This is a genomic window from Pseudooceanicola aestuarii (assembly GCF_010614805.1).
GTDB lineage: Bacteria > Pseudomonadota > Alphaproteobacteria > Rhodobacterales > Rhodobacteraceae > Pseudooceanicola > Pseudooceanicola aestuarii.
Map to the genome: position 1 here is coordinate 1,472,548 of NZ_JAAFZC010000001.1, position 22,115 is coordinate 1,494,662.

A 22,115-nucleotide genomic window follows, 5' to 3' on the forward strand; every position below is an offset into this window, starting at 1 on the left:
GCCCCCAAAAGCGGTGCCGGGCTTGCACCTTCGCTGCAATCCTCCGAAAGTCCCCGCAGACCCGACCCGGTGCCCTGTCCCGTGTCGGGACGACCGACAATTCCAGAGGTACGCCATGATCGAGACCCCATATCTGCTGTTCCTGGGCGACGCGCCCGATCCCCTGGCCGCCAAGGTTGCCCAGGGCATCCGCGACTGGCGCCCCGACAATGCCGTCGGCCAATTCCGGATGGAGGGCTGCAAGGCGGATATGAAACTGCCGGACATGACCCTGGAAGAGGCCCGCGCCGCCGGCGCCAAGACGCTGGTGATCGGCGTGGCGAACCGGGGTGGCGTGATCTCCCCAGCCTGGAAGGAAGTGTTGATCGCCGCGCTGGAGGCCGGGTTCGATATCGCCTCGGGCCTGCACAACCTGCTGCGTGACGAGGCCGACCTGGTCGCCGCCGCCCGCGCCGCCGGCCGCCAGCTGCATGACGTGCGCGTCCCTTCGGTAAAATACCCGATCGCCAATGGTGAGCCGCGTCAGGGCAAACGCTGCCTGGCCGTGGGCACGGATTGTTCGGTGGGCAAGATGTACACCGCACTGGCGATGGACAAGGTGATGAAGGAACGGGGGATGAAATCTTCCTTCCGGGCGACCGGGCAGACCGGTATCCTGATCACCGGCGAAGGCGTGCCGCTGGACGCCGTGATCGCCGATTTCATGGCCGGGTCTGTGGAATGGCTGTCGCCCGACAACGATCCCGACCACTGGGACATGATCGAAGGGCAGGGCAGCCTGTTCCACGTCTCCTATTCCGGGGTGACCATGGCGCTGATCCATGGCGGTCAGCCCGACGCGCTGATCCTGTGTCACGAGCCGACGCGGACCCATATGCGCGGCCTGCCCGGCTACCAATTGCCGACGCTGGAGGCGCTGCGCGACCTGTCGCTGCAACTGGCGCAGGTCGCCAATCCGGCCTGCAAGGTTGTCGGCATTTCCGTCAATACCCAGCACATGGGAGAGGACGAGGCCGTCGCCTATTTGCAGGAGGTCGAGGACCGCATTGGCCTGCCCGCCGTCGATCCGTTCCGCCATGGCGCGGGCCGTCTGGTGGACGCGCTGGCAGAGGTCTGACACCGCCCCGGCGCTGCGTGAATGCGGCGCCGGATCATGCGTATTTTCGGAAAGAAAAGGGGGATGGCCGTGGAAATCGAGATCACGCGGGATGTGTTTCGGCTGGCGCAGGTGTTCCGCATCAGCCGTGGCGCGCGGGAGGCGGCAGAAGTTCTGACGGTGCGGCTGCGCGACGGGGCCCATGAAGGCTGGGGCGAATGCGTGCCCTATGCGCGCTATGGCGAAACTCTGGACAGCGTGACCGCGCAGATCGAGGCCCTGGGCGGCGTGACCGACCGTGCGGCCTTGCAGGCGGCGCTGCCCGGAGGCGCGGCGCGCAACGCGCTGGATTGCGCCCTGTGGGACCTGGAGGCCAAGCGCGCCGGTAAACGCGCCTGGGAACTGGCCGGGCTGAAGGTGCCGGGGCCGGAGATCACGGCCTTTACCCTGTCGCTCGACACGCCGGAGGTGATGGAGCGGGAGGCGGCCAAACATGCCCATCGCCCGCTGCTGAAGATTAAACTTGGCACCCCGGACGACATGGCCCGGCTGGAAGCCGTGCGCCGCGGCGCGCCGGAGGCCCGCATCATCGTCGATGCCAATGAGGGGTGGAGCGCGGAAATCTACGCCGAGCTGGCCCCCCACCTGGTGCGGCTGGGCGTCGCCCTGGTGGAGCAGCCCCTGCCCGCCGGTGACGATGCCGCGTTGGAGGGCATGGACCGCCCCGTGCCGGTCTGCGCCGACGAAAGCTGCCATGACCGCGACAGCCTGCCCGGCCTGAAGGGCAAATATGACGTGGTGAACATCAAGCTGGACAAGACCGGCGGCCTGACCGAGGCGCTGGCCCTGCGGGATGCGGCGCTGGAACAGGGGTTCCGCGTCATGGTGGGCTGCATGGTCGGCTCCTCCCTGGCGATGGCGCCTGCCGTGCTGGTGGCGCAGGGCGCGATGATCACCGATCTGGACGGCCCGCTGCTGCTGGCCGAGGACCGGGACGTGCCGCTGACCTTCGACGCGCAAGGCGTACACCCCGCCCCTGCCGCGCTGTGGGGCTAAGCCCGCTTGACAGCCTCGCCGCCGTAACGGAAGCCGGGGCAAAGGATTGTTGCACCAGGAGAAGAACATGAGCCGCATCGTCTACGTGAACGGGGAATACCTGCCGGAGGAAGAGGCGAAGATCTCGATCTTCGACCGGGGGTTCCTGATGGCCGATGGCGTCTACGAGGTGACCAGCGTGCTGGACGGCAAGCTGATCGATTTCGACGGCCATGCCCAGCGGTTGGCGCGGTCGCTGTCGGAACTCGACATGGGCGCCCCCGCCACCCCGGAGGAGCTGCTGGAGATCCACCGCGAGTTGGTGGCCCGCAATGACATCGGCGACGGCATGATCTACCTGCAAGTCACGCGCGGCTCGGCGGGCGATCGCGACTTTGCCTTTCCCGACCCGGAAAAAGTGACGCCGAGCCTGGTGATGTTTACCCAATCGAAACCCGGCATGGCCGATACTCCGGCGGCAAAGACGGGGATCAAGGTGATTTCCATCGACGACATCCGCTGGGGTCGGCGCGATATCAAGACGGTGCAACTGCTGTACCCGTCCATGGGCAAGATGATGGCCAAGGCCGCCGGGGTCGATGACGCCTGGATGGTGGAAGACGGCGTCGTGACGGAGGGGACGTCGAACAACGCCTATATCGTCAAGGGCGGGAAGATCATCACCCGCGCCCTGTCCAACGAGATCCTGCACGGGATCACCCGTGCGGCTGTCCTGCGCTTTGCCCAGGAGGCCCAGATGGAGGTCGAGGAGCGGAATTTTTCCATTGCCGAGGCTCAGGAGGCGGATGAGGCGTTCATCACCTCCGCCTCCACCTTCGTCATGCCCGTGGTGGAGGTTGACGGCACCAGCATCGGGTCCGGCGCGCCGGGACCGGTCGCCGCGCGCCTTCGGGAAATCTACCTGGACGAAAGCCGCAAGGCCGCGATCTGACCAGTCTTTACTGGGACTTCTGCAGGGGCGCTGCACAGAAATGCTGCGCCCCTTTCTGTGCCGAATCGCGGGTCGCGCGACTGCTGGCGCCTTTGTGAAGCTTTCGTGACGGAAGTTGGCATTGAATTTTTGCAGGGCGCTCCCATTGGAAATCTTCTTTCCTTTTCAAGCGACTGTACCCTGAAAAAAAATGCACGTTCCGCACATTCGTTGTGCAGATGGGCTCGTTGCGAGGCGGGGCCGGCGGTCATAGATCCGCTGAACGATCAGACGATCACCCATATGACGGCCCAGACGCCGCCGCCCAATGCAAAGGCAAAAGACATGAAACTCGCATTCGCAACCGTGACCGCAACCGTTCTCGCCGCAACTTCCGCCCTCGCCCTGACCCCGGCGGATCCGGCGCAATCCCAGCGTGATTTCGACCTCTACGGCCCGACCCACGCCACCGTTGGCGAGCAGATCGCCGTTCCCGCAGAGCAGGTGCTGACGCCGGCCGACCTCAACCTGCTGGGCAATGCCGATCAGAACCAATACGTGTTCGATTTCGATTCCGCTCAGGCGCCCAACGCCAGCGACCTGAAGTGAATGTGCTGATGGTGACGCCGCCGGGGATCTGATACCCCGCGCGGCGCCACCAACGCCTGTCGGCTTTCCGGGCACCCGATGCCCGGCCTGGCCAGCGCGGGGCGCCTTCGCGGCACGCCCCGGAACCGATGATCCCCGCAGCCGCCAGCGCCAGATCCGGTCCCCTTCCCTCTCCAAATCTTCCGCCGCCCGGTCGCGCCCTCTTTCGGTCGTGGCCCGTATCACGGGTCCGATGAACCGCTCGCGATCCAGCCAGACGCCCGCCATTGGTCCGCCGCCAATGCGCGGGCGTTTGCATGTCCGGGGCATCGTGCTGCAACATCTGCACACGCAAATGTTGATCCGACTTGAGTGCACAGATGGGGAGTTCGTTGTGCAGAGCGGCGCGTTGCGAGGCCGGATTGGCGGGCCTATCTAACAATCACGATCAAACGATCACCCCAATGACGGCGCTTCTGCCGCCCTGTTTAGAAAGAGAAAAATCATGAAACTTGCATTCGCATCCGTCGCCGCAACCCTGTTCGCCGCAACCTCCGCCCTGGCCCTGACGCCGGCCGATCCCGCACAATCGCAACGCGATCTGACCCTGTACGGCCCGGCCCATGTCATCGCGGGCGAACAGGTCTCCGCCGCTGCCGAAGACGTGCTGACCCCCGCCGATCTGGGCCTGCTGGGCTTTGACGATCAGAACCAGTACCTGTTCGGTGTCGAGACCGCACAAGCCCTGACCGCCAGCGATCTGAAATGATCCTGCCCCTGGCAGAGCCGGGGCGGATCTGATCCGCCTGCGGCTCTGCCAACGCTTGCCGGCCGGGAAGAGGGGCTGACCCTCTTTCCGGCCGGCGCGATTCTGCCCCCCCTCCTTGCCGGGGGCAGGCCGCGTCCCCGGGATCCCGCCGCCCATCAAGGGCTGGCAGGTCGATCCGACAAGACCTCCCCAATTCACATATCCGACCTCGCATCGCTCCGGCCCGTGCCGCCGCCGCCATGCGGTTCGAGGCCGCATCCGAAGACGCCCGCCCCCGGTTTTCCGGGTGGCGGGTTTCTTGAATCGCGGCGGGCCTGCTGGACAAGGGGTTACACGTAAATGTTGTGTCATATTTCGTGCACAAAGCATCAGACCGTTGTGCAGCGCGGCGCGTTGCAGGGCGGGAGGTGGCGCCATATCTCTGTTTCACGATCAAACGATCACCCACCCGGTGACAGGCTAGTCACCAAGAAGAGAAAGAGAAAATCATGAAACTTGCATTCGCATCCGTCACCGCAACTCTGATCGCCGCAACCTCTGCCCTGGCCCTGACGCCGGCCGACCCCGCACAATCGCAGCGCGATCTGGAATTGTACGGCCCGACCCACAGCATCGTCGGAGAAGAGATTACCGTGCCAGCTGAAGCCGTTGAAAACCCCTCCGACGTGACGGTTCTGGGCTTTGACGATCGTCAGCAATACCTGTTCGGTTTCGATACCGCAGAAGCGCCCACCGCACGCGAAGTCAAGTGAGTGCGGTGAAGGTGGAGCCGAGGGTCAAGTGATCCCCCGGCTCCACCAGCCAACTAGCATCAGTCGACGCGGGCGATCAGGCGCCCGTCGCCGCCGCGGGGGCCGGATCAACCTGCCGGTTCGCCAACCTGAGGACGGTATACCCCACCACGGCGGAGATACCCGACCCGACCAGAACACCCAGTCGCACATGATTCATCAATGTCGCATCCGCAAAGCTGAGCGTGCCGATGAACAGCGACATGGTGAAACCGATCCCGGCCAGGCAGGCAATGCCGTAGATATGCAGCCAGTTCGCCCCGTGGGGCATCCGCGCCAGCCCGGTCTTGACCATCAGCCACACCATGCCGAACACGCCCAGCTGCTTCCCGACCACGAGGCCGGCACCGATGCCTAGGGCCAACGGGTCGGCCAGATCGCCCAGCGTCAGCCCGGCCAGCCGCACCCCGGCGTTGGAAAATGCAAAGATCGGCACGATCAGGAACAGCACGTAGGGCGACAGCGCATGTTCCACCGCGTGCAGCGGCGATTTGCCGTACTTGTCCTTCAGCGGGATGAAGAATGCGGTCAGCACCCCGGCCAAAGTGGCGTGAACGCCCGATTTCAGCACGAAGAACCACATCACCACGCCCAACAGGACCAGCGGCGCCACCCGGTGCGCCCCACGGCGGTTCAGCCACCACAGACCGGCGAGGGGGAACAGCGCCAGCATCAGGTAATCCACCTTCAGTTCGGCTGTGTAGAAGAAGGCAATGATCAGGATCGCACCGATATCGTCCAGGATCGCCAGCGTCAGCAGGAAGATCTTCAACGAGGCGGGGGCGTTCTTGCCCACCAGTGCCAGGACTCCCAGGGCAAAGGCGATGTCGGTCGCCGCCGGGATCGCCCACCCGTGCAACGTGTCGGTCTGCCCCCAATTAAGCGCAACGTAGACCAGCGCAGGCACGGCCATCCCGGCCACCGCTGCCATGCCGGGCAGCACCACGTCGCGCGGGTTTTTCAGTTTCCCTTCCAGGATCTCGCGCTTCAGCTCCAGCCCGATGAGAAAGAAGAAGATCGCCATCAGGCCGTCGTTGATCCACAGGATCAGCGGTTTTTCCAACCCGCCCCCGTCAAGGGTGACGGCAAAGGTCATGCCCAGAATACCGTGATACACATCGGCCAGGCCTGAATTCGCGACCAGCAGCGCCGCGAGGGCAGCAGCCATCAGGAATAACCCGCCGGATGCATCATTCGAGAAAAAGTCGTCCAGCTCTTGGCGCAGACCCATCAAAACCTCCTGTTTTTGTCATGAAAGGCTTAGATGGGCACTGCACTCCCCTGCTCAAGAGGATGTGAACAGATCAGTCGCCTGAACTTCTGACATTTTCGTCATGGCTCTTGCGGAAGTCTGCGGCCTGCTCGTCAGTGGCCGGCGTCTGATGGTCGGTCTTCCAGGTCTCGTAAGGCATTCCGTAGAAGATTTCGCGCGCCTCGTCCTTGCTCATCGGGATGTCGCGGGCATTCGCGGCCTCCTGGTACCAGCGCGACAGGCAGTTGCGGCAGAACCCGGCCAGGTTCATCAGATCGATGTTCTGCACATCGCGGCGCTGCTTCATCAGGTGGTCGCGCAACGTGCGAAAGGCGGCCGCTTCAAGTTCGATGCGGGTCTGGTCATCCATGGCTGTTCCCCTTGCGTGTCAGGTCTTGCGGAAACTGTCGGACGCGATCGTCACCGTTTCCACCGAAATCGCGGTGCCGGCAGGCAGGTGGTCCTGCAACAGGTCGCGCAGCAGCGTCGCATGGGACATGTGCTCATCCCGGCCGCGCTTGTCCAGAAGGCGAAGAGTGACATGGGCGAAACCGGTGTATTCGGGACCGAGGGCAAATTCCCTCGTGCCGTAGGCGCGGACCTTGACGATGTCTTCGGGGACGCGGGGGTCGGCGGCCAGGGCGGCGCGCAGGCCCCGGCAGATCGCCCCGATATCCACGTCCAATCCGCCATGCTCAAGGACGATATGGGGCATCTTCTCTCCTTCTCCGGTCGGACGGCTCGGGGCCGCTCTTGCGATCAGATTTGCGCGGAACGGGGCAGGAGGCAAGCGCTGCGCCGAAATTGCATCCTGGTGGCTCCCGGAACGGGCAGGGCAGGGCGCGCAGCGGCGGATTTGTCATCGGAACGACACTTCCGTTTGGCAAGGGACGGGCGGGACTGTTATCCCTAACATCGCGGGAACAGCTATGGTATGGCAGCCGCGCCGCAACAAGGGGAAGAACCGGATGAGACGCCTGCGCAACACCAAGATCGTCGCAACCCTTGGGCCGTCATCGTCGGATTACGAGATGATCCGCGCCCTGCACGAAGCGGGGGCCGATGTCTTTCGCCTGAACATGTCGCACGGCACGCACGACGAAATTCGCGAGAAACATCGGATTATCCGCAAGGTAGAGCGGGACGTGGATCGCCCCATCGGCATTCTGGCCGATCTTCAGGGTCCAAAGCTGCGCGTCGGCACCTTTGCCAACGGCTCGGAGGAGCTGGAGCCGGGCGCGATCTTCCGTCTCGACCTCAAGGAAGAAGAGGGCACCCTCAGCCGTGTAACTCTGCCGCATCCCGAGATTTTCGCCGCGCTGGAGCCGGGCGCCGACTTGCTGGTCAATGACGGCAAGATACGCCTGAAAGTCCGCGATTGTGGCGCCGACTGGGCCGATTGCGAGGTCACGATCGGCGGCACCATCTCCAACCGCAAGGGCGTCAACGTGCCTGACGCGGTGCTGCCTCTGGCCGCCCTGTCCGAAAAGGATCGCGGGGATCTGGAATTCGTCTGTCAGCTGGGGGTCGACTGGCTGGCCCTGTCCTTTGTCCAGCGCGCCGAAGACGTGACCGAAGCCCGCACCCTGGCCGATGGCCGGGCCGCGATCCTGTCCAAGATCGAGAAACCCGCCGCCGTGAAGGCCTTTGACGAGATCCTCGAAGTCTCCGACGGGATCATGGTCGCGCGCGGCGATCTGGGCGTGGAAATGCCCGTGCAGGCCGTGCCGCCGATTCAGAAACGTCTGGTCCGCGCCTGCCGCAAGGCCGCGAAACCGGTGATCGTCGCCACCCAGATGCTGGAAAGCATGATCGAAAGCCCGATGCCCACCCGGGCCGAGGTTTCGGACGTGGCCGCCGCCATCTACGAGGGCACCGATGCGGTGATGCTGTCGGCCGAATCCGCGGCGGGGCAATACCCGGTGGAGGCGGTCACCACCATGGACCGTGTGGCGCAGGAGGTAGAGAACGACCCGAACTACCGCCAGATCATCGAAGCCTCGCGCACCGATGTGCGCGGCTCCGTCGCCGACGGCATCGTCGCCGCCGCGCGGGAGATCGCCGAGACGACGGATATCCGCGTCATCTGCTGCTTTACCCAAAGCGGCCGCACCGCGCTTCTGACCGCGCGCGAACGCGCCCGCGTGCCGATCCTGGCGATGACCTCGCTGCGCGGCACGGCACGGCGGCTGACCCTCAGCTGGGGCGTGATCTGCCTGATGACGAGCGAACTGGAGCGGTTCAAGCAGGCGGTGGTCAACGGCGCGCGCGGCGCCCGCCAGATGGGCCTGGCCGATGAATCCGACCAGATCGTGATCACCGCCGGCGTGCCCTTCAACACGCCCGGAACCACCAACATCCTGCGCGTGGCCCCCTGCGACGAACGTTTGATCTTTGCCTCCACCCCGGACTAGGCTGCCCCGAAGGGAGGGGCGCGGATGCCGGAGATGATCACCGAACCACGCAGCGACATCATCTTCGTGATCGGCGCCTGTCTTTGCATTCTGGCGATCCCCTCGCTGGTTGCGGCCTATGCGGACCGGCGGGTGCCCTCCGTCTCGGCCTTCGTGCTGATCGCGGGGGGCGGGCTGATCGCCTGGATGGTGCGGATGCATCCCGGTCGCTACGATTTCGCCGAAGTGCCGCATGCCTTCATTCGGGTCGCCGCGATGGTTCTGCCCTGAGCGCCGGGCCCCCTTGCCAACCCGCCCCGCCTCGCCTATACGGCGCCTTCCATCGCGCGGCCGGCCCGAAGTGGCATGCCGAGTCGCGCGCCCTTTACGGACAGGAGACCGAAATGCCCAAGATGAAGACAAAGTCGAGCTGCAAGAAGCGGTTCAAGGTCACGGCCTCGGGCCGGATCAAGGCTGGTCAGGCCGGCAAGCGCCACGGCATGATCAAGCGCACCAACAAATTCATCCGCGACGCGCGCGGAACCACCACGCTGTCGAAGGCTGATGAACAGATCATCAAGCCGATGATGCCCTACGCACGCTAAGGAGGTTCCGCAATGTCCCGAGTCAAAGGTGGAACCACCACCCACGCCCGCCACAAGAAGGTCATCAAGGCAGCCAAAGGCTATTACGGCCGCCGCAAGAACACCTTCAAGGTTGCCCGCCAGGCCGTTGACAAGGCCAATCAATACGCGACGCGCGACCGCCATAACCGCAAGCGCAGCTTCCGCGCGCTGTGGATCCAGCGGATCAACGCCGCCGTCCGTGCCCATGACGAAGCGCTGACCTATTCCCGCTTCATCAATGGCCTGACCCTGGCCGGTATCGAAGTGGACCGCAAGGTTCTGGCCGATCTCGCCGTGAACGAGCCCGAAGCCTTCGGTGCCATCGTGGACAAAGCCAAGGGCGCGCTGGCCGCGTAAATCGCGCCGCCGCACAGGCTTGACCATCGCGAAAGCCGCTCCTTCGGGGGCGGCTTTTTGCATTGGGCCCCTTCGGGCCGAAATACCGCGGGGGTGAATTGAGCGGAGCTCAAGAGGGGGCAGCGCCCCCTGCTTCGCCCTCGAATTTCACTGCCTTCCAGGGCGGATGCCAGCCCGGTCAGGCCGCGCTATCGCCTCTCGCCGGGGTGCTGCCAATCTCGGCCAAACTGGGCCTCTGCCGGTCCCGCCAGCATCACCGCGCCGTAGCAGGTGCTTGACGCCGCGCCCCTCCGCCCCGCGCCCGAGCTTGCATTCCCACGCGCCTGTGATAACCCCAACGCCGTCTGCGACAGGAGGCGGCGATGGACGATCTGAAAGCGAAGTGGCTGGAAGCCATCGGGGCGGCGGCGGACGAATCCGCGCTGGAAACCCTGCGGGTGCAGGCAGTGGGCAAGAAGGGCGAGATCAGCCTGAAGATGCGAGAGCTGGGCAGGATGACGGCCGAGGAACGGCAGGTCGCCGGCCCCGCGCTGAACGCCCTGAAGGACGAGATCAATTCCGCCCTTTCCGCGCGCAAGGCTGCATTGGGTGATGCGGCGCTGGAGGCCCGGCTGCGCGCCGAATGGCTGGACGTGACCCTGCCCGGCCGGCCCGGCCGCCAGGGCAGCGTGCACCCCGTTTCCCAGGTCTGGGAGGAATGCACCGCGATCTTCGCCGACATGGGCTTTGCCGTGGCCGAAGGGCCGCAGATCGAAACCGACTGGTACAATTTCGACGCGCTGAACATCCCCGGCCATCATCCCGCCCGGGCCGAGATGGATACCTTTTACATGCACCGGGCCGAGGGCGACGACCGTCCGCCCCATGTGTTGCGCACCCATACATCGCCGGTGCAGATCCGCTCCATGCTGGATCAGGGGGCGCCGATCCGCATCATCGCGCCGGGGCGCGTCTACCGCGCAGATTACGACCAGACCCACACGCCGATGTTCCACCAGATCGAGGGGCTGGCGATCGACCGCGACCTGTCGATGGCGAACCTGAAATGGGTGCTTGAGGAATTCTTCTCGGCCTTCTTCGGCACGAAGGTAAAGACCCGCTTCCGCGCCTCCCACTTCCCCTTCACCGAACCTTCGGCGGAAGTGGACATCCAATGCTCCTTCGAGGGGGGTATGGTGAAGGTCGGGCAGGGCGACGACTGGTTGGAGGTTCTGGGCTCCGGCATGGTGCACCCCAAGGTTCTGAAGGCCGGGGGGATCGATCCCGATGAATACCAGGGTTTCGCCTTCGGCATGGGGATCGACCGGATCGCGATGCTGAAATACGGCATCCCCGACCTGCGCGCCTTCTTCGACAGCGACCTGCGCTGGCTGCGCCACTACGGCTTCAGCGCGTTGCAGGTGCCGACCATCCGGGGCGGGGTGTGAGCGCGGGCAGCGACAGTTCTGCACGACATGTCGTGGCCCGAGCAGGGCCACCAACCGGCGACATGCGCCCGTCATGCCGGAGGATGGGATGACGGACCCCGTCACCTTCACCTTCGGCGACAGCCGTGCCCTGTGCGACGAGGTGCTGGCCCTGGTGCGAGCGGGGGCCAAGACGGCCACCTGCGCCCGTCTGGCCGAATTCACGGAAGAGAGCGCGCCCATGCCGGTGGTTGGTCGCCGCGACATCGCGCTGGACTGGGACGGTGCCCCCGCGGTCGAACTGGAGACCCGGGAGGTCCGGCTGTTGCGGTTCGACCAGATGACCGAAGCGATGGTGCGCCCCCAGGCCGAATTCCGCGACCTGGCGCATTGGCAACAGGGCTACGGAGCCTATTTCCGCCGCCAGGGTCTGGCCGCGCCCGAGGCGGAGATGATTGTTTGGGAACGGTTCCGCCTGCTGCGGGACTTCGCTGCGGACGGAAGTAACGGACCTGACGAAACCAACGGAACGGAGCGAAGATCATGAAATTCTTTCGCCACGAAAACCGGGAAAACAGCCACCGCAGCCGGCGCATCTACGCGCTGTTCGAAATCGCCTATACAATGGTCGATTTCGCCGCTGCGGCGACGTTCATCGTGGGCTCTGTCCTCTTTTTCTTCCAGGACCTCCAGACGGCGGGCACCTGGTTCTTCCTCGTGGGGTCCATCCTCTTTGCCGTCAAGCCGACACTGCGCATGGCGCGGGAACTCAAACTTGCTTCGATGGGCGATACCGAAGACCTCGCCGAACGCCTGAAGGATCATTGACATGAAATTCACCCTGTCCTGGCTGAAAGACCACCTGGAAACCACGGCGACCCTGCCCGAGATCCTGGATACGCTGACCGATCTGGGGCTGGAGGTCGAGGGCGTCGAAGACCCCGCCGCCCGTCTGCGCGGCTTTACCCTGGCCAAGGTGACGGAGGCGGAGCAGCACCCGGATGCGGACCGGCTGCGGGTGTGCAAGGTCACCACCGACGAGGGCGAGAAACAGATCGTCTGCGGCGCGCCGAACGCGCGGGCGGGCATCACCGTCGTCCTGGCCAAGCCGGGGATGTATATTCCCGGCCTCGATATCACGATTTCCGTGGGCAAGATCCGCGGCGTCGAAAGCCATGGCATGATGGCCTCGGAGCGGGAGCTGGAGCTGTCGGACGAACATGACGGCATCATCGAACTGCCCTCGGGCGAGGTGGGGGAGGAATTCGCCGACTGGCTGGCGCAGCACCGCCCCGCCGCCGTGGACCCGGTGATCGAGATCGCGATCACCCCCAACCGCCCCGATGCGTTGGGCGTGCGCGGGGTGGCCCGGGATCTGGCTGCGCGCGGGCTGGGCACGCTGAAGCCGCTGCCCGATGCGCCCCTGCCCGCCACCACCGGCCCCTGCCCGGTGGAGGTGACGATTGCCGATAATGCCGCCGATGGCTGCCACGTCTTTGCCGGGCGCCTGATCCGGGGGGTGAAGAACGGCCCCAGCCCCGCCTGGCTGCAACAGAAGCTGCGCGCCATCGGCTTGCGCCCGATTTCGGCGCTGGTGGATGTGACCAACCTGTTCACCCACGATCTGAACCGTCCTCTGCACGTCTTCGATGCCGACAAGATCGCGGGCCCGCTGCGCATCCACCGCGCCGCCGGAGGCGAAGAACTGCTGGCCCTGGATGAAAAGACCTATGCCATGCCGCAGGGCGCGCTGGTGATTTCCGACGACAACGGCGTGGAAAGCATCGGCGGTATCATGGGCGGCCTGGCCTCCGGCTGTACGGAGGAGACGCAGAACGTCTTTGTCGAGGCGGCATTCTGGGATTTCGTCTCCATCGCCCATGCCGGGCGCGCCCTGAAGGTCAATTCCGACGCCCGCTACCGCAACGAACGCGGCATCGACCCCGGCTTCAACATGGAGGGGCTGGACCGGGCCTGCGCCCTGATTGTGGATCTTTGCGGTGGCGCGGTTTCGGATGTGGTGACTGCGGGTGCGGTGCCCGATGTAGCCCGCGCCTATCGACTGGATACGGACCGCTGTTCCTCGCTTGTCGGGATGGATATCCCGGCCGACGATCAGCGCGCGACGCTGGAACGTCTGGGCTTTGTCATGGAGGGGGACATGGCGCATGTCCCGTCCTGGCGGCCTGATGTCCAGGGAGAGGCCGACCTGGTCGAAGAGGTGGCGCGCATCGCCTCCCTCACCCGGCTGGAGCCCAAACCGATGCCGCGCGTCACCGCCGGCGTGCCGCGCCCGATCCTGACGCCGTTGCAGGCCCGCGAGCAACGCGCCCGCCGTACCGCCGCCGCGCTGGGGTACAATGAATGCGTCACCTACAGCTTCATCGATCGGGCGGCCGCCACGCTGTTCGGCGGGGGCGATGATGCGACGATGGTGGCCAATCCGATCTCGTCCGAGATGAGCCACATGCGCCCCGCGCTGCTGCCCGGATTGTTGCAAGCCGCCGCCCGCAATCAGGCGCGCGGCTTCACGGACATGGCCCTGTTCGAGGTCGGCGCCGCCTGGCATGGTGGCGAGCCGGGCGAACAGCACACCCAGGTCACCGGCCTGCTGGTCGGTCGCACGGGGCCCAAGGACGTGCACGGCGCCAGCCGTCCTGTCGATGTCTACGATGCCAAGGCCGATGCGGAGGCGATCCTGGCCGCCCTGGGCGCTCCTGCCAAGGTGCAGATCCTGCGCGACGGGCCGGATTACCTGCACCCCGGTCGTCACGGGCGCATCTGCCTGGGGCCGAAGAAGATGCTGGCCGCCTTTGGCGAGGTGCATCCGCGCGTGTTGCAGGCGCTGGACGTGAAGGGGCCCGCCGTGGCCTTTACCCTCTGGCCGGAGGAGATCCCCCAGCCGCGCAATTCCGACACCGCCCGCCCGGCGCTGCATCTGAACGACCTGCAAGCGGTGGACCGCGATTTCGCCTTTGTCGTCGATGCGGATGTGCAGGCGCTGGACCTGGTGAACGCGGCCGCCGGCGCGGACAAGACACTGATCGCCGAAGTGCGCGTCTTTGACGAATTCATCGGCGGGTCGCTGGGGGAGGGGCGCAAATCGCTTGCCCTGACCGTGCGCGTACAGCCGGTGGACAAGACCCTGACCGAAAAGGAAATCGAGGCGCTGTCGCAGAAGATCGTCGACAAGGTGGCGAAGGCCACCGGCGGCACCCTGCGCGGCTGAGAAGGAGAAAAGCCATGACCCTGAATGTCTATCTGTCCGGCGAGATCCACACCGATTGGCGGGATCAGATCATCGCGGGAGCCCGCGATCTGGATCTGGACATCGCCTTCTTCGCGCCGGTCACGGACCACGGTGCCAGTGACGATTGCGGCGTCGCGATCCTGGGCGCGGAAGAGCGGAAGTTCTGGCACGACCGCAAGGGCGCCCAGCTGAATGCCATCCGCACCCGTATGGGGATCGAACAGGCCGACGTCGTCGTCGTGCGGTTCGGGGAGAAGTACAAGCAGTGGAACGCGGCCTTTGACGCGGGCTATGCGGCCGCCTTGGGCAAGTCGCTGATCGTGATGCACGGCGCGGACCATCAGCACGCGCTGAAGGAAGTGGATGCCGCCGCGCAAGCCGTCACGGAAACGCCGCAGCAGGTGGTGGATTGCCTGCGCTACGTGCTGACCGGCGCGCTGCCCGGCTGACGATCACGCCCCGGCCCTGATCAGGGCCGGGGCGTTTCTGAAAATTCCGAGAGTTCCGAAGGATCCGACAGTTCCGGACCTTCAGGAATTCGGAGGCTTCGGAATGTTCAGACCTTTCTGAACCGCGGGGCGTGCCTCGAACCGGGCGCGGTAGGCGGCGATATTGGCGAAATCCGCCGTGCCAAGCACATCATGCGCCTCGTAGAAATCAATCGCCCGCAGCCAGGGTACGATGGCGATATCCGCGATGGAGTAATCGCCCGCGATCCAGTCCTGACCGTCAAGCGCGCCATTCAGGACCGTCAGAAGCCGCCGCGCCTCGCCGATGTAGCGGTCGCGCGGGCGGGGATCTTCGATATCTTTGCCGGCGAACCGGTAGAAAAACCCCAGCTGCCCCAGCATCGGGCCCAGCCCACCCATCTGCCACATCAGCCATTTCAGGACATCAGCCCGCGCCGCGCCATCCGCCGGCAGGAACTTGCCCGTCTTTTCGGCCAGGTAGATCAGGATGGCACCGGATTCGAACAGCTCCACCGGGCCATTGGCGGCGGTCGGGTCGATCAGGGCGGGGATCTTGTTGTTGGGGTTCAGGGACAGGAACGCATCGCTTTTCACGTCATCGTCGGACAGGGTGACCAGATGCGCCTCGTAGGGCAGGCCGGTTTCCTCCAGCATGATGGAGGCCTTCACACCGTTGGGCGTGGGATAGGAATAAAGCTGGATCACCTTGGGATCCGTGGCGGGCCAGCGGGCGGTGATGGGAAAATCGTCGGGAAACATGAATATCCTCCGTTTGCGAAACATAAATAGGATGTCGGGCAGTCAAAAACACTTCGTCGGCGGCGATCCGCGGTCTAATCTCGGTGCGCGGGCGCAGAGAATGGGCGCGTCCGTGCACAATGCGGGAAAAGGGTAGAAAATGCTGAATGAATTCAAGGCTTTCATCGCCAAGGGTAATGTCATGGACATGGCCGTCGGGATCATCATCGGGGCGGCCTTTACCGCCATCGTCAAAAGCATGGTGGACGATCTCATCAATCCGATCATCGGCTTGTTCACCGGTGGGATGGATTTCACCAATAATTTCGTCGTCCTGTCCGGCGACGTGGCCTATGACAGCCTTGAGGCCGCGCGCGAAGGCGGGGCGGCAGTCTTTGCCTACGGGGCTTTCATGATGGCGGTGATCAACTTCCTGATCGTGGCTTTTGTCGTCTTCATGCTGGTGAAGGCCGTGAACCGGGCCAAGGCCCAGGTCGTCGCGCAGGAGAAAACCGCCCCCGCAGAGGAGAAGCCCGCAGGCCCCACGCAGCTGGACGTGCTGTTGGAAATCCGCGATTCGCTGAAGACGCGGGCCTGAGCGGACTCCTGAAAATGACAAACCCCCGGGGCGGCAGCCGCGGGGGTCGTCTTCGGTACGTATCGAATAGGTTCGCTGAATTAGGCTTCAGAGAAGACCTTCGCGTTGCGCTTTCTTGCGTGCGAGCTTGCGCGCACGGCGGATCGCTTCGGCTTTCTCGCGGGCTTTCTTTTCCGACGGTTTTTCGAAATGTTGCTTGAGCTTCATTTCACGGAAAACGCCTTCGCGTTGCAGCTTTTTCTTCAGGGCGCGGAGCGCCTGATCGACATTGTTGTCGCGAACACTGACCTGCATCGTGGTGTCACCACCTTCCTAGTTTAGAGTTGCAATGTGATAGCAGGAAGTGGCCATCTAGCAGTGGTTGCCCTAAATGTCCAGTGAAAGAGGACATCGTACCCGGAGGATCCCCGATGAGCGAAAGCCACACCCCCGATCCGGCCCAGGCCCTGCTGGACGCCGCGCTGAGCCATGTGCCCTTTGACGGCTGGAGCAGCGCCACGCTGAGCGCCGCGGCGCGGGATGCGGATGTGTCGCCGGCGCTGGCGCGGGCGCTCTATCCGCGCGGCGCGGTGGATCTGGCGCTGGCCTATCACCGGCGCGGCGATGCCGAGATGGTGCGCCGCCTGACCGCCGCCGACCTTTCGGAGCTGCGGTTTCGCGACCGCATCGCCCATGCCGTGCGGCTGCGCCTTGACGGGGCGGACCGGGAGCTGGTGCGCCGGGGCGCGACGCTGTTCGCCTTGCCACCCCACGCCGCCGACGGCGCGCGTGCGGTCTGGGGCACCGTCGACGCGATCTGGACCGCGCTTGGCGACACCTCCGATGACATCAACTGGTATTCCAAGCGCGCCACGCTGTCCGGCGTCTATTCCGCCACTGTCCTCTACTGGCTGGGCGACGAGACCCCGGATGCAGAGGCGACCTGGGCATTTCTGGACCGGCGCATCGACAATGTCATGCAGTTCGAGAAGGTGAAGGCCCGCGTGACCTCCGGCCCGATGGGGCGGGTGCTGGCCGGGCCATTGTCGGTGCTGGAGCGGGTGCGCAAACCCGGCGGGCGGCGCGGCTTTCCCGGTTCCGTCGGCGGGTGACTTGCCCCCGGCGCCGGATTGTCGGAAACCTGCGCCCCGGGGGCGTGTGACCGCCCCCGCCATTCCAGAGGGGGAGAGCATATGCGCGTCATCGAGATTTCCAAACCCGGCGGTCCGGAGGTTCTGATCCCGGCCGAGCGGTCGGCGCCGGAACCGGCGCCGGGCCAGGTCCGGCTGAAAGTGGCCTTTGCCGGGGTGAATCGCCCGGATGCCGCCCAACGCGCGGGCAATTATGCGCCGCCGCCCACCGCCAGCGACCTGCCCGGCCTTGAAGCCTCCGGAGAAGTCGTGGCCATCGGCGCGGGCGTGCCCGAGAGCGCCATGGGCGCGCAGGTCTGTGCATTGTTGCCCGGCGGCGGCTACGCCGAGGAAGTCGTGACCCCCTGGGCCCATTGCCTGCCGGTGCCCAGCGGCATGTCGATGCGCGATGCCGCCTGCCTGCCGGAGAACTACTTTACCGTCTGGACCAACGTGTTCATGCGCGGCGCCCTGAAGAAGGGCGAGGTCTTTCTGGTGCACGGAGGCTCCTCCGGGATCGGGACAACGGCGATCCAGCTGGCCGCCCATTTCGGCGCCCGTGTCTTTGCCACAGCCGGATCGGCGGAGAAATGCGCCAAATGCGTCGAGCTGGGCGCCGAGCGCGCGATCAACTACCGCGAGGAAGATTTCGTCGAGGTGGTGAAAGAGGCCGCCGGCGGCGCAGACGTGATCCTGGACATGGTGGGCGGCGATTACATCCCGCGCAACGTCAAGCTGCTGAACATCGCCGGGCGGCTGGTGCAGATCGCCTTTCTTGGTGGGCCCAAGGCAGAGCTGAACTTTGCCCAGGTCATGGTCAAGCGGCTGACGATCACCGGCTCCACCCTGCGGCCGCAGACAGACGAGATGAAGGCGGAGATCGCGGAGGGCCTGCGCGACCAGGTCTGGCCACTGCTGGACGCTGGCCGGATCTTTCCGGTGATCGACACCGAATTCGCGCTGGACGACGCGGCCAAGGCCCATGCGCTGATGGAAACCTCCACCCATATCGGCAAGATCGTCCTGAAGGTCGGCGGCTGAGCCCGGCACCTTGCGCCGTTGCGGCCGGATGCGTCGCACCGGCGCAGGGGCGGGCGCCTTTCCGCCCGGCGCGCGAATCGTTCGGGCGGCCTAGTTGATCGCCTCGAACAGGGCATCGCGGCGGGTGCAGTCGCGGCGCGTGTCGGCGCCGCAGCGGCGCGGTTCCAGATCGCGGGTCAGGCAGATCCGTGCCTCCTGGATACGGCTGTCGCGACAGGTGATGGTGATCATGTCGGCGTCCAGCTCGGGATTGGCCTCCAGGAACGCGTCCTCGATCACTGTGGCGGGCAGGCGCACATCGCGCCCGATCTCGCGCAGCAGGGCGGGGCGGTTCATCCGGTCATAGGCCAGCCGGGCCAGCCGAAAGTAGTCAGGCGCGGCCAGCCCGGCGCAGGTGCCGTGCTTCTTCCATTGGTACCAGGCGGCGCCCGGCGCCCCCATGATATCGGCCATCGCGGCGGTCATCTGGCGCGACGGCGGGCGTTCCGCCGTGCGGCAATGGGAGGGCCAGCCGCGTTCGTGCTGGGGCCAGAGCCCGTGCAGCACCCAGCCGAACCGCTGTCCGGGATCGCATTGCGGCGAATTGCGCGCCCGTCCTTCCAGGGTACACCAGGTCGGTGACCAGCTGAGGGCCAGCACGTAGTAATCGAACTCTCCCGCGATTTCGCCCTCGGCGCGCAGGGGCAGGGCGGAGGCCAGGACCAGTGCCGGGACCAGGCACAGGCGACGAAGGGCAGGGATCAGGCGGTACAGCATTCGACTCTTCCATTTCATCTTCATGACGACTATATGCACCTCAAGTTCCCCCACAACGGAAACTGTTCCGGCCCCGTCCGGGACCGCTTGTCCCGGCAAGCGACGGGACGATTTTGAGGAGTTGAAACGATGGGCAAACCGATCATGGCCAAGGCCACCGCCGTCTGGCTGGTGGACAACACGACCATCACGTTCAAGCAGATTGCCGATTTCACCGGCATGCACGAGCTGGAGGTTCAGGGGATCGCGGATGGCGACGTGGCCGCCGGGGTGAAGGGGTTTGATCCCGTCGCCAACAGCCAGTTGACCCAGGCCGAGATCGACAAGGCGGAAAAAGACAAGTTCTACAAGCTGAAGCTGAAGTTCAACCCCGCCGCCGTCGGCGAGGAAAAACGCCGGGGTCCGCGCTATACTCCGCTGTCCAAGCGCCAGGATCGCCCGGCCTCAATCCTTTGGCTGGTGAAATTCCACCCGGAGCTGGCAGACAGCCAGATCTCCAAGCTGGTGGGTACGACCAAACCGACGATCCAGGCGATCCGTGAGCGGACCCATTGGAACATCGCCAACATCCAGCCGATCGACCCGGTCGCCCTGGGGCTGTGCAAGCAGTCTGAACTGGACCAGGCCGTTCAGAAGGCCGCCCAGAAGAAAGCCGCCGATGGTGCCGCGATGTCCGATGACGACCGCCGCCGCCTGCTGTCGACGGAGCAGAGCCTGGGCATGGAGGCAGAGCCGCGCATTCCCACTGCGATCGAGGGGCTGGAAACCTTCTCCCTGTCGGACAATGACGACGATCAGGAAAAGGAAAAGGTCTACGACGCCGACAGTTTCTTCAACCTGCCGGATTCGTCGGACGAAGATACGGATTGAGACGTGCCGCCGCGTGCGGATGACGGCCGTCCTTCGGGGCGGCCGTTTTTCGTGGCGGACCCTTGCGGCCGGGATGGCCCTGCGCTTTGCTGCGGGTCAGCAAGGAGAGGGATCGTCATGAGGATTGCCGTCATCGGCGCGGGCATGTTCGGTGCCGCCGCCGCGAAATATCTGGCCCGCGATGGCGCGGATGTGACCCTGATCGGGCCGGGGGAGCCGGCGCGCCCGGCGGATCATACCGGCCTTTTCGCCAGCCATTATGACGCCGGTCGGATCACGCGCGGGCTGGATCCCTGGCCGTTCTGGTCGCGGGTTTCCCGCGCCTCCATCGCGCGATATCGGGTGATCGAGGCCGACAGCGGTATCCCCTTCTTCACCGAGGCGGGATCGCTGATGTCCGGGCCGGAGGGCAGCGCGCAGATGGACCGACTGCAATCGGTGGCGCGGCGTGACAAGATCTCCTGCGACGTGTTGCGCAATGGCGAACTGGCTGCGCGGTTCCCCTATTTCACCTTTCCCGAAGGCACGCTGGGCCTGCATGAGCCTGCGGACGCGGGCCATATCGATCCCCGCGCCATGGTCCGGGCGCAGATCACGCTGGCCTTGCGCCACGGCGCCCGACATCTGGCCGAGGAGGTGATTTCGCTGGACGATCGCGCAGGCTCCGTCGCCTTGACATTGGCGGGGTCCGGGACGCTGCATTTCGACCGTGTGCTGCTGGCCACCGGCGGCTTCAGCCGGTTGCTGACCGGGGAGCAGCTGCCGTTCAAGGTCTTTGCCCGCACCGCCGCCCTGTTCGAGGTCACTGCACAGGAGGCCGCGCGCCTGTCGGAGATGCCGACGCTGATCCACCTGCTGCCAAACGGGGAGGACCCCTATCTTCTCCCGCCGATCCGCTATCCCGACGGGCGGATCTGCCTGAAGATGGGCGGCGACCGTGTGGATCGGGAACTGCGCGACCGTGCCGAGCTGGTGGATTGGTTCCGGTCCGGTGGCGACCCGGAGGTTGCGGCGATGCTCGAAGATCAGTTGACCGCGCGGATGCCGGGGCTGGCTATCGCCGGGCGGGACCGGCTTGCCTGCGTGACCACCTATACACCCGACAACATCCCCCACCTGACCGACCTGTCGGAGCGCGTGCACAGCGTGATTGGCGGCGGCGGGCGCGGGGCGAAATGTTCGGACGAGGTCGGGCGGCTGGGCGCGATGCAGGTCCGGGGCGAAACCCTGCCCGACTGGGCGCGGGAGGCTGCGGTGGCCTGAGCGGTGAGGTGCATGCCATGACGAGGGGGCGGAGCAGGAAGCCAGCGCCCGCGCGGCCTGCTCCTGGGAGTGGACATTGAGGCAAGGTCATCGGCCGCGGCCTCTTTGCTGCTTCTGGTCGAAGACGCCGTGGGGCGCGGGTTTCCTGCGGCAACGGCCTCTTGGACACCGGCGCTGCGGGCTACAGTTCCTTGCGGGCGCGCAGCGCGGCGCTGATGGTGCCGTCGTCGAGGTAGTCCAGCTCCCCCCCGATCGGCACGCCCTGCGCCAAAGAAGTCAGGCGCACCTGCCCCTCCAGCTGGTCGGCGATGTAATGGGCGGTGGTCTGGCCATCGACAGTGGCGTTCAGCGCCAGGATGACCTCTGTCACGCCTTCTGCCGCGACGCGGGCGATCAGGTCGGGGATGCGCAGATCGTCGGGGCCAATGGCATCCAGCGCGGAAAGCGTGCCACCCAGAACGTGATACCGGCCGCGAAACACGTTCGATCGTTCCATCGCCCACAGGTCGGCGACGTCTTCCACCACACAGATTTCATCGGTGGTGCGTTTCGGCGACTGGCAGATGTCGCAGATCCGGTCAGTGCCCAGATTGCCGCAGGTCTCGCATTCGCGGACGGTCGCGGCGACGTGGTGCAGCAGATCGGCCAAGGGGGTCAGAAGCAACTCCCGTTTGCGGATCATGTGCAGAACGGCACGGCGGGCCGACCGGGGGCCAAGCCCCGGCAGCCGCGCCATCATGTCGATCAGCGCCTCGATGTCGCGATTGCCGCTCATG

At 65.4% G+C, this 22,115-nt stretch carries 27 protein-coding genes; 20 read left to right on the forward strand and 7 right to left on the reverse strand.

Going from position 1 to position 22,115, the window contains the following annotated elements; translation table 11 throughout:
- Window positions 1-115 precede the first annotated feature (115 nt).
- The 6 genes from dgcN (at window position 116) to G5A46_RS06925 (ending at window position 5,171) form a co-directional block, all read left to right on the forward strand.
- On the forward strand, window positions 116-1,117 hold the full coding sequence (gene dgcN, locus G5A46_RS06900; RefSeq protein WP_163848550.1) for an N-acetyltransferase DgcN: 1,002 nt from the start codon (window positions 116-118) through the stop codon (window positions 1,115-1,117).
- Between the two features lie 69 nt (window positions 1,118-1,186).
- Window positions 1,187-2,152, forward strand: coding sequence for an N-acetyl-D-Glu racemase DgcA (gene dgcA, locus G5A46_RS06905; RefSeq protein WP_163849917.1), 966 nt, complete (start codon window positions 1,187-1,189; stop codon window positions 2,150-2,152).
- A 67-nt stretch (window positions 2,153-2,219) separates the two neighbouring features.
- Window positions 2,220-3,083 (forward strand): D-amino-acid transaminase, encoded by an 864-nt coding sequence (locus G5A46_RS06910; RefSeq protein ID WP_163848552.1) that lies wholly within the window; start codon window positions 2,220-2,222, stop codon window positions 3,081-3,083.
- A 105-nt stretch (window positions 3,084-3,188) separates the two neighbouring features.
- Window positions 3,189-3,671 (forward strand): hypothetical protein, encoded by a 483-nt coding sequence (locus G5A46_RS19625; RefSeq protein WP_204318701.1) that lies wholly within the window; start codon window positions 3,189-3,191, stop codon window positions 3,669-3,671.
- A gap of 484 nt (window positions 3,672-4,155) precedes the next feature.
- Window positions 4,156-4,419: a hypothetical protein gene (locus tag G5A46_RS06920; RefSeq protein WP_163848556.1), complete on the forward strand. Its 264-nt coding sequence runs from the start codon at window positions 4,156-4,158 to the stop codon at window positions 4,417-4,419.
- Between the two features lie 488 nt (window positions 4,420-4,907).
- On the forward strand, window positions 4,908-5,171 hold the full coding sequence (locus G5A46_RS06925; protein WP_163848558.1) for a hypothetical protein: 264 nt from the start codon (window positions 4,908-4,910) through the stop codon (window positions 5,169-5,171).
- Window positions 5,172-5,247: 76 nt separating this feature from the next.
- Here the strand turns inward: G5A46_RS06925 and nhaA are convergent, their stop codons facing one another.
- The 3 genes from nhaA to G5A46_RS06940 all read right to left on the reverse strand — a co-directional run bounded on the left by nhaA (window position 5,248) and on the right by G5A46_RS06940 (window position 7,177).
- Window positions 5,248-6,378 (reverse strand): Na+/H+ antiporter NhaA, encoded by a 1,131-nt coding sequence (gene nhaA, locus G5A46_RS06930; protein WP_420821349.1) that lies wholly within the window; start codon window positions 6,376-6,378, stop codon window positions 5,248-5,250.
- Between the two features lie 136 nt (window positions 6,379-6,514).
- A complete protein-coding gene (locus G5A46_RS06935) occupies window positions 6,515-6,832 on the reverse strand; it encodes a DUF1244 domain-containing protein (RefSeq protein ID WP_163848562.1) in 318 nt (105 codons plus the stop codon).
- 18 nt (window positions 6,833-6,850) lie between these two features.
- Window positions 6,851-7,177 (reverse strand): tautomerase family protein, encoded by a 327-nt coding sequence (locus tag G5A46_RS06940; RefSeq protein ID WP_163848564.1) that lies wholly within the window; start codon window positions 7,175-7,177, stop codon window positions 6,851-6,853.
- 253 nt (window positions 7,178-7,430) lie between these two features.
- On the opposite strand from G5A46_RS06940, the gene pyk reads away from it, so the two are divergent.
- The 9 genes from pyk (at window position 7,431) to G5A46_RS06985 (ending at window position 14,943) form a co-directional block, all read left to right on the forward strand.
- On the forward strand, window positions 7,431-8,876 hold the full coding sequence (gene pyk / locus G5A46_RS06945; RefSeq protein ID WP_163848566.1) for a pyruvate kinase: 1,446 nt from the start codon (window positions 7,431-7,433) through the stop codon (window positions 8,874-8,876).
- A 33-nt stretch (window positions 8,877-8,909) separates the two neighbouring features.
- Window positions 8,910-9,146: a hypothetical protein gene (locus G5A46_RS06950; protein WP_163849918.1), complete on the forward strand. Its 237-nt coding sequence runs from the start codon at window positions 8,910-8,912 to the stop codon at window positions 9,144-9,146.
- 113 nt (window positions 9,147-9,259) lie between these two features.
- Window positions 9,260-9,460, forward strand: a complete 201-nt coding sequence (gene rpmI, locus G5A46_RS06955) for a 50S ribosomal protein L35 (protein ID WP_163848568.1) — start codon at window positions 9,260-9,262, stop codon at window positions 9,458-9,460.
- 12 nt (window positions 9,461-9,472) lie between these two features.
- Window positions 9,473-9,838, forward strand: coding sequence for a 50S ribosomal protein L20 (gene rplT, locus G5A46_RS06960; RefSeq protein WP_163848570.1), 366 nt, complete (start codon window positions 9,473-9,475; stop codon window positions 9,836-9,838).
- Window positions 9,839-10,200: 362 nt separating this feature from the next.
- On the forward strand, window positions 10,201-11,265 hold the full coding sequence (pheS, locus tag G5A46_RS06965; protein ID WP_163848572.1) for a phenylalanine--tRNA ligase subunit alpha: 1,065 nt from the start codon (window positions 10,201-10,203) through the stop codon (window positions 11,263-11,265).
- An 88-nt stretch (window positions 11,266-11,353) separates the two neighbouring features.
- The gene (locus G5A46_RS06970) at window positions 11,354-11,791 is read left to right on the forward strand and encodes an ASCH domain-containing protein (protein ID WP_239520655.1); all 438 of its coding nucleotides are present in this window, start codon (window positions 11,354-11,356) and stop codon (window positions 11,789-11,791) included.
- Window positions 11,788-12,072 carry a YrhK family protein gene (locus G5A46_RS06975; RefSeq protein ID WP_163848575.1) on the forward strand — a complete coding sequence of 95 codons (285 nt, stop codon included), beginning with the start codon at window positions 11,788-11,790 and terminating at the stop codon, window positions 12,070-12,072. The genes G5A46_RS06970 and G5A46_RS06975 overlap by 4 nt, the downstream gene beginning before the upstream one ends.
- A 1-nt stretch (window position 12,073) precedes the next feature.
- The gene (gene pheT / locus G5A46_RS06980; RefSeq protein WP_163848576.1) at window positions 12,074-14,473 is read left to right on the forward strand and encodes a phenylalanine--tRNA ligase subunit beta; all 2,400 of its coding nucleotides are present in this window, start codon (window positions 12,074-12,076) and stop codon (window positions 14,471-14,473) included.
- 14 nt (window positions 14,474-14,487) lie between these two features.
- A complete protein-coding gene (locus G5A46_RS06985; protein ID WP_163848578.1) occupies window positions 14,488-14,943 on the forward strand; it encodes a YtoQ family protein in 456 nt (151 codons plus the stop codon).
- Window positions 14,944-15,024: 81 nt separating this feature from the next.
- Here the strand turns inward: G5A46_RS06985 and G5A46_RS06990 are convergent, their stop codons facing one another.
- Window positions 15,025-15,723 (reverse strand): glutathione S-transferase N-terminal domain-containing protein, encoded by a 699-nt coding sequence (locus G5A46_RS06990; protein ID WP_163848580.1) that lies wholly within the window; start codon window positions 15,721-15,723, stop codon window positions 15,025-15,027.
- 139 nt (window positions 15,724-15,862) lie between these two features.
- Here G5A46_RS06990 and mscL point away from each other — a divergent pair, with 139 nt between their 5' ends.
- Complete coding sequence (gene mscL, locus G5A46_RS06995; RefSeq protein WP_163848582.1) at window positions 15,863-16,300, forward strand: large conductance mechanosensitive channel protein MscL; 438 nt, start codon at window positions 15,863-15,865, stop codon at window positions 16,298-16,300.
- 87 nt (window positions 16,301-16,387) lie between these two features.
- Here the strand turns inward: mscL and rpsU are convergent, their stop codons facing one another.
- Window positions 16,388-16,594, reverse strand: a complete 207-nt coding sequence (rpsU, locus tag G5A46_RS07000; RefSeq protein ID WP_005614280.1) for a 30S ribosomal protein S21 — start codon at window positions 16,592-16,594, stop codon at window positions 16,388-16,390.
- Window positions 16,595-16,710: 116 nt separating this feature from the next.
- Between rpsU and G5A46_RS07005 the strand changes: the two genes are divergently transcribed.
- Together G5A46_RS07005 and G5A46_RS07010 are read left to right on the forward strand one after the other, a co-directional pair.
- Window positions 16,711-17,391 (forward strand): COQ9 family protein, encoded by a 681-nt coding sequence (locus tag G5A46_RS07005; RefSeq protein WP_163848584.1) that lies wholly within the window; start codon window positions 16,711-16,713, stop codon window positions 17,389-17,391.
- 81 nt (window positions 17,392-17,472) lie between these two features.
- On the forward strand, window positions 17,473-18,450 hold the full coding sequence (locus G5A46_RS07010) for an NAD(P)H-quinone oxidoreductase (RefSeq protein ID WP_163848586.1): 978 nt from the start codon (window positions 17,473-17,475) through the stop codon (window positions 18,448-18,450).
- Window positions 18,451-18,540: 90 nt separating this feature from the next.
- On the opposite strand, the gene G5A46_RS07015 is transcribed toward G5A46_RS07010, so the two are convergent.
- Window positions 18,541-19,206, reverse strand: a complete 666-nt coding sequence (locus tag G5A46_RS07015) for a ribonuclease T2 family protein (RefSeq protein ID WP_163848588.1) — start codon at window positions 19,204-19,206, stop codon at window positions 18,541-18,543.
- 129 nt (window positions 19,207-19,335) lie between these two features.
- Between G5A46_RS07015 and G5A46_RS07020 the strand changes: the two genes are divergently transcribed.
- Both G5A46_RS07020 and G5A46_RS07025 read left to right on the forward strand, forming a co-directional pair.
- Window positions 19,336-20,076, forward strand: coding sequence for a DUF1013 domain-containing protein (locus tag G5A46_RS07020; protein ID WP_163848590.1), 741 nt, complete (start codon window positions 19,336-19,338; stop codon window positions 20,074-20,076).
- 117 nt (window positions 20,077-20,193) lie between these two features.
- Window positions 20,194-21,339: an NAD(P)/FAD-dependent oxidoreductase gene (locus G5A46_RS07025; protein WP_163848592.1), complete on the forward strand. Its 1,146-nt coding sequence runs from the start codon at window positions 20,194-20,196 to the stop codon at window positions 21,337-21,339.
- A gap of 181 nt (window positions 21,340-21,520) precedes the next feature.
- Here the strand turns inward: G5A46_RS07025 and recR are convergent, their stop codons facing one another.
- Window positions 21,521-22,114 carry a recombination mediator RecR gene (gene recR, locus G5A46_RS07030; protein WP_163848594.1) on the reverse strand — a complete coding sequence of 198 codons (594 nt, stop codon included), beginning with the start codon at window positions 22,112-22,114 and terminating at the stop codon, window positions 21,521-21,523.
- Window position 22,115: the final 1 nt, after the last annotated feature.

Coding starts and splice junctions, on each gene's coding strand:
- nhaA (WP_420821349.1), bottom strand. CDS start 6,378: ATGGCTGCTGCCCTCGCGGCGCTGCTGGTCGCGAATTCAGGCCTGGCC.
- G5A46_RS06970 (WP_239520655.1), top strand. CDS start 11,354: ATGACGGACCCCGTCACCTTCACCTTCGGCGACAGCCGTGCCCTGTGC.
- G5A46_RS07010 (WP_163848586.1), top strand. CDS start 17,473: ATGCGCGTCATCGAGATTTCCAAACCCGGCGGTCCGGAGGTTCTGATC.
- G5A46_RS06950 (WP_163849918.1), top strand. CDS start 8,910: ATGATCACCGAACCACGCAGCGACATCATCTTCGTGATCGGCGCCTGT.
- recR (WP_163848594.1), bottom strand. CDS start 22,114: ATGAGCGGCAATCGCGACATCGAGGCGCTGATCGACATGATGGCGCGG.
- G5A46_RS06990 (WP_163848580.1), bottom strand. CDS start 15,723: ATGTTTCCCGACGATTTTCCCATCACCGCCCGCTGGCCCGCCACGGAT.
- G5A46_RS07025 (WP_163848592.1), top strand. CDS start 20,194: ATGAGGATTGCCGTCATCGGCGCGGGCATGTTCGGTGCCGCCGCCGCG.
- G5A46_RS06985 (WP_163848578.1), top strand. CDS start 14,488: ATGACCCTGAATGTCTATCTGTCCGGCGAGATCCACACCGATTGGCGG.
- rpsU (WP_005614280.1), bottom strand. CDS start 16,594: ATGCAGGTCAGTGTTCGCGACAACAATGTCGATCAGGCGCTCCGCGCC.
- rpmI (WP_163848568.1), top strand. CDS start 9,260: ATGCCCAAGATGAAGACAAAGTCGAGCTGCAAGAAGCGGTTCAAGGTC.
- G5A46_RS07005 (WP_163848584.1), top strand. CDS start 16,711: ATGAGCGAAAGCCACACCCCCGATCCGGCCCAGGCCCTGCTGGACGCC.
- mscL (WP_163848582.1), top strand. CDS start 15,863: ATGCTGAATGAATTCAAGGCTTTCATCGCCAAGGGTAATGTCATGGAC.
- G5A46_RS06975 (WP_163848575.1), top strand. CDS start 11,788: ATGAAATTCTTTCGCCACGAAAACCGGGAAAACAGCCACCGCAGCCGG.
- dgcN (WP_163848550.1), top strand. CDS start 116: ATGATCGAGACCCCATATCTGCTGTTCCTGGGCGACGCGCCCGATCCC.
- G5A46_RS07015 (WP_163848588.1), bottom strand. CDS start 19,206: ATGCTGTACCGCCTGATCCCTGCCCTTCGTCGCCTGTGCCTGGTCCCG.
- G5A46_RS06910 (WP_163848552.1), top strand. CDS start 2,220: ATGAGCCGCATCGTCTACGTGAACGGGGAATACCTGCCGGAGGAAGAG.
- G5A46_RS06920 (WP_163848556.1), top strand. CDS start 4,156: ATGAAACTTGCATTCGCATCCGTCGCCGCAACCCTGTTCGCCGCAACC.
- G5A46_RS06940 (WP_163848564.1), bottom strand. CDS start 7,177: ATGCCCCATATCGTCCTTGAGCATGGCGGATTGGACGTGGATATCGGG.
- pyk (WP_163848566.1), top strand. CDS start 7,431: ATGAGACGCCTGCGCAACACCAAGATCGTCGCAACCCTTGGGCCGTCA.
- G5A46_RS07020 (WP_163848590.1), top strand. CDS start 19,336: ATGGGCAAACCGATCATGGCCAAGGCCACCGCCGTCTGGCTGGTGGAC.
- G5A46_RS06935 (WP_163848562.1), bottom strand. CDS start 6,832: ATGGATGACCAGACCCGCATCGAACTTGAAGCGGCCGCCTTTCGCACG.
- G5A46_RS06925 (WP_163848558.1), top strand. CDS start 4,908: ATGAAACTTGCATTCGCATCCGTCACCGCAACTCTGATCGCCGCAACC.
- rplT (WP_163848570.1), top strand. CDS start 9,473: ATGTCCCGAGTCAAAGGTGGAACCACCACCCACGCCCGCCACAAGAAG.
- pheS (WP_163848572.1), top strand. CDS start 10,201: ATGGACGATCTGAAAGCGAAGTGGCTGGAAGCCATCGGGGCGGCGGCG.
- pheT (WP_163848576.1), top strand. CDS start 12,074: ATGAAATTCACCCTGTCCTGGCTGAAAGACCACCTGGAAACCACGGCG.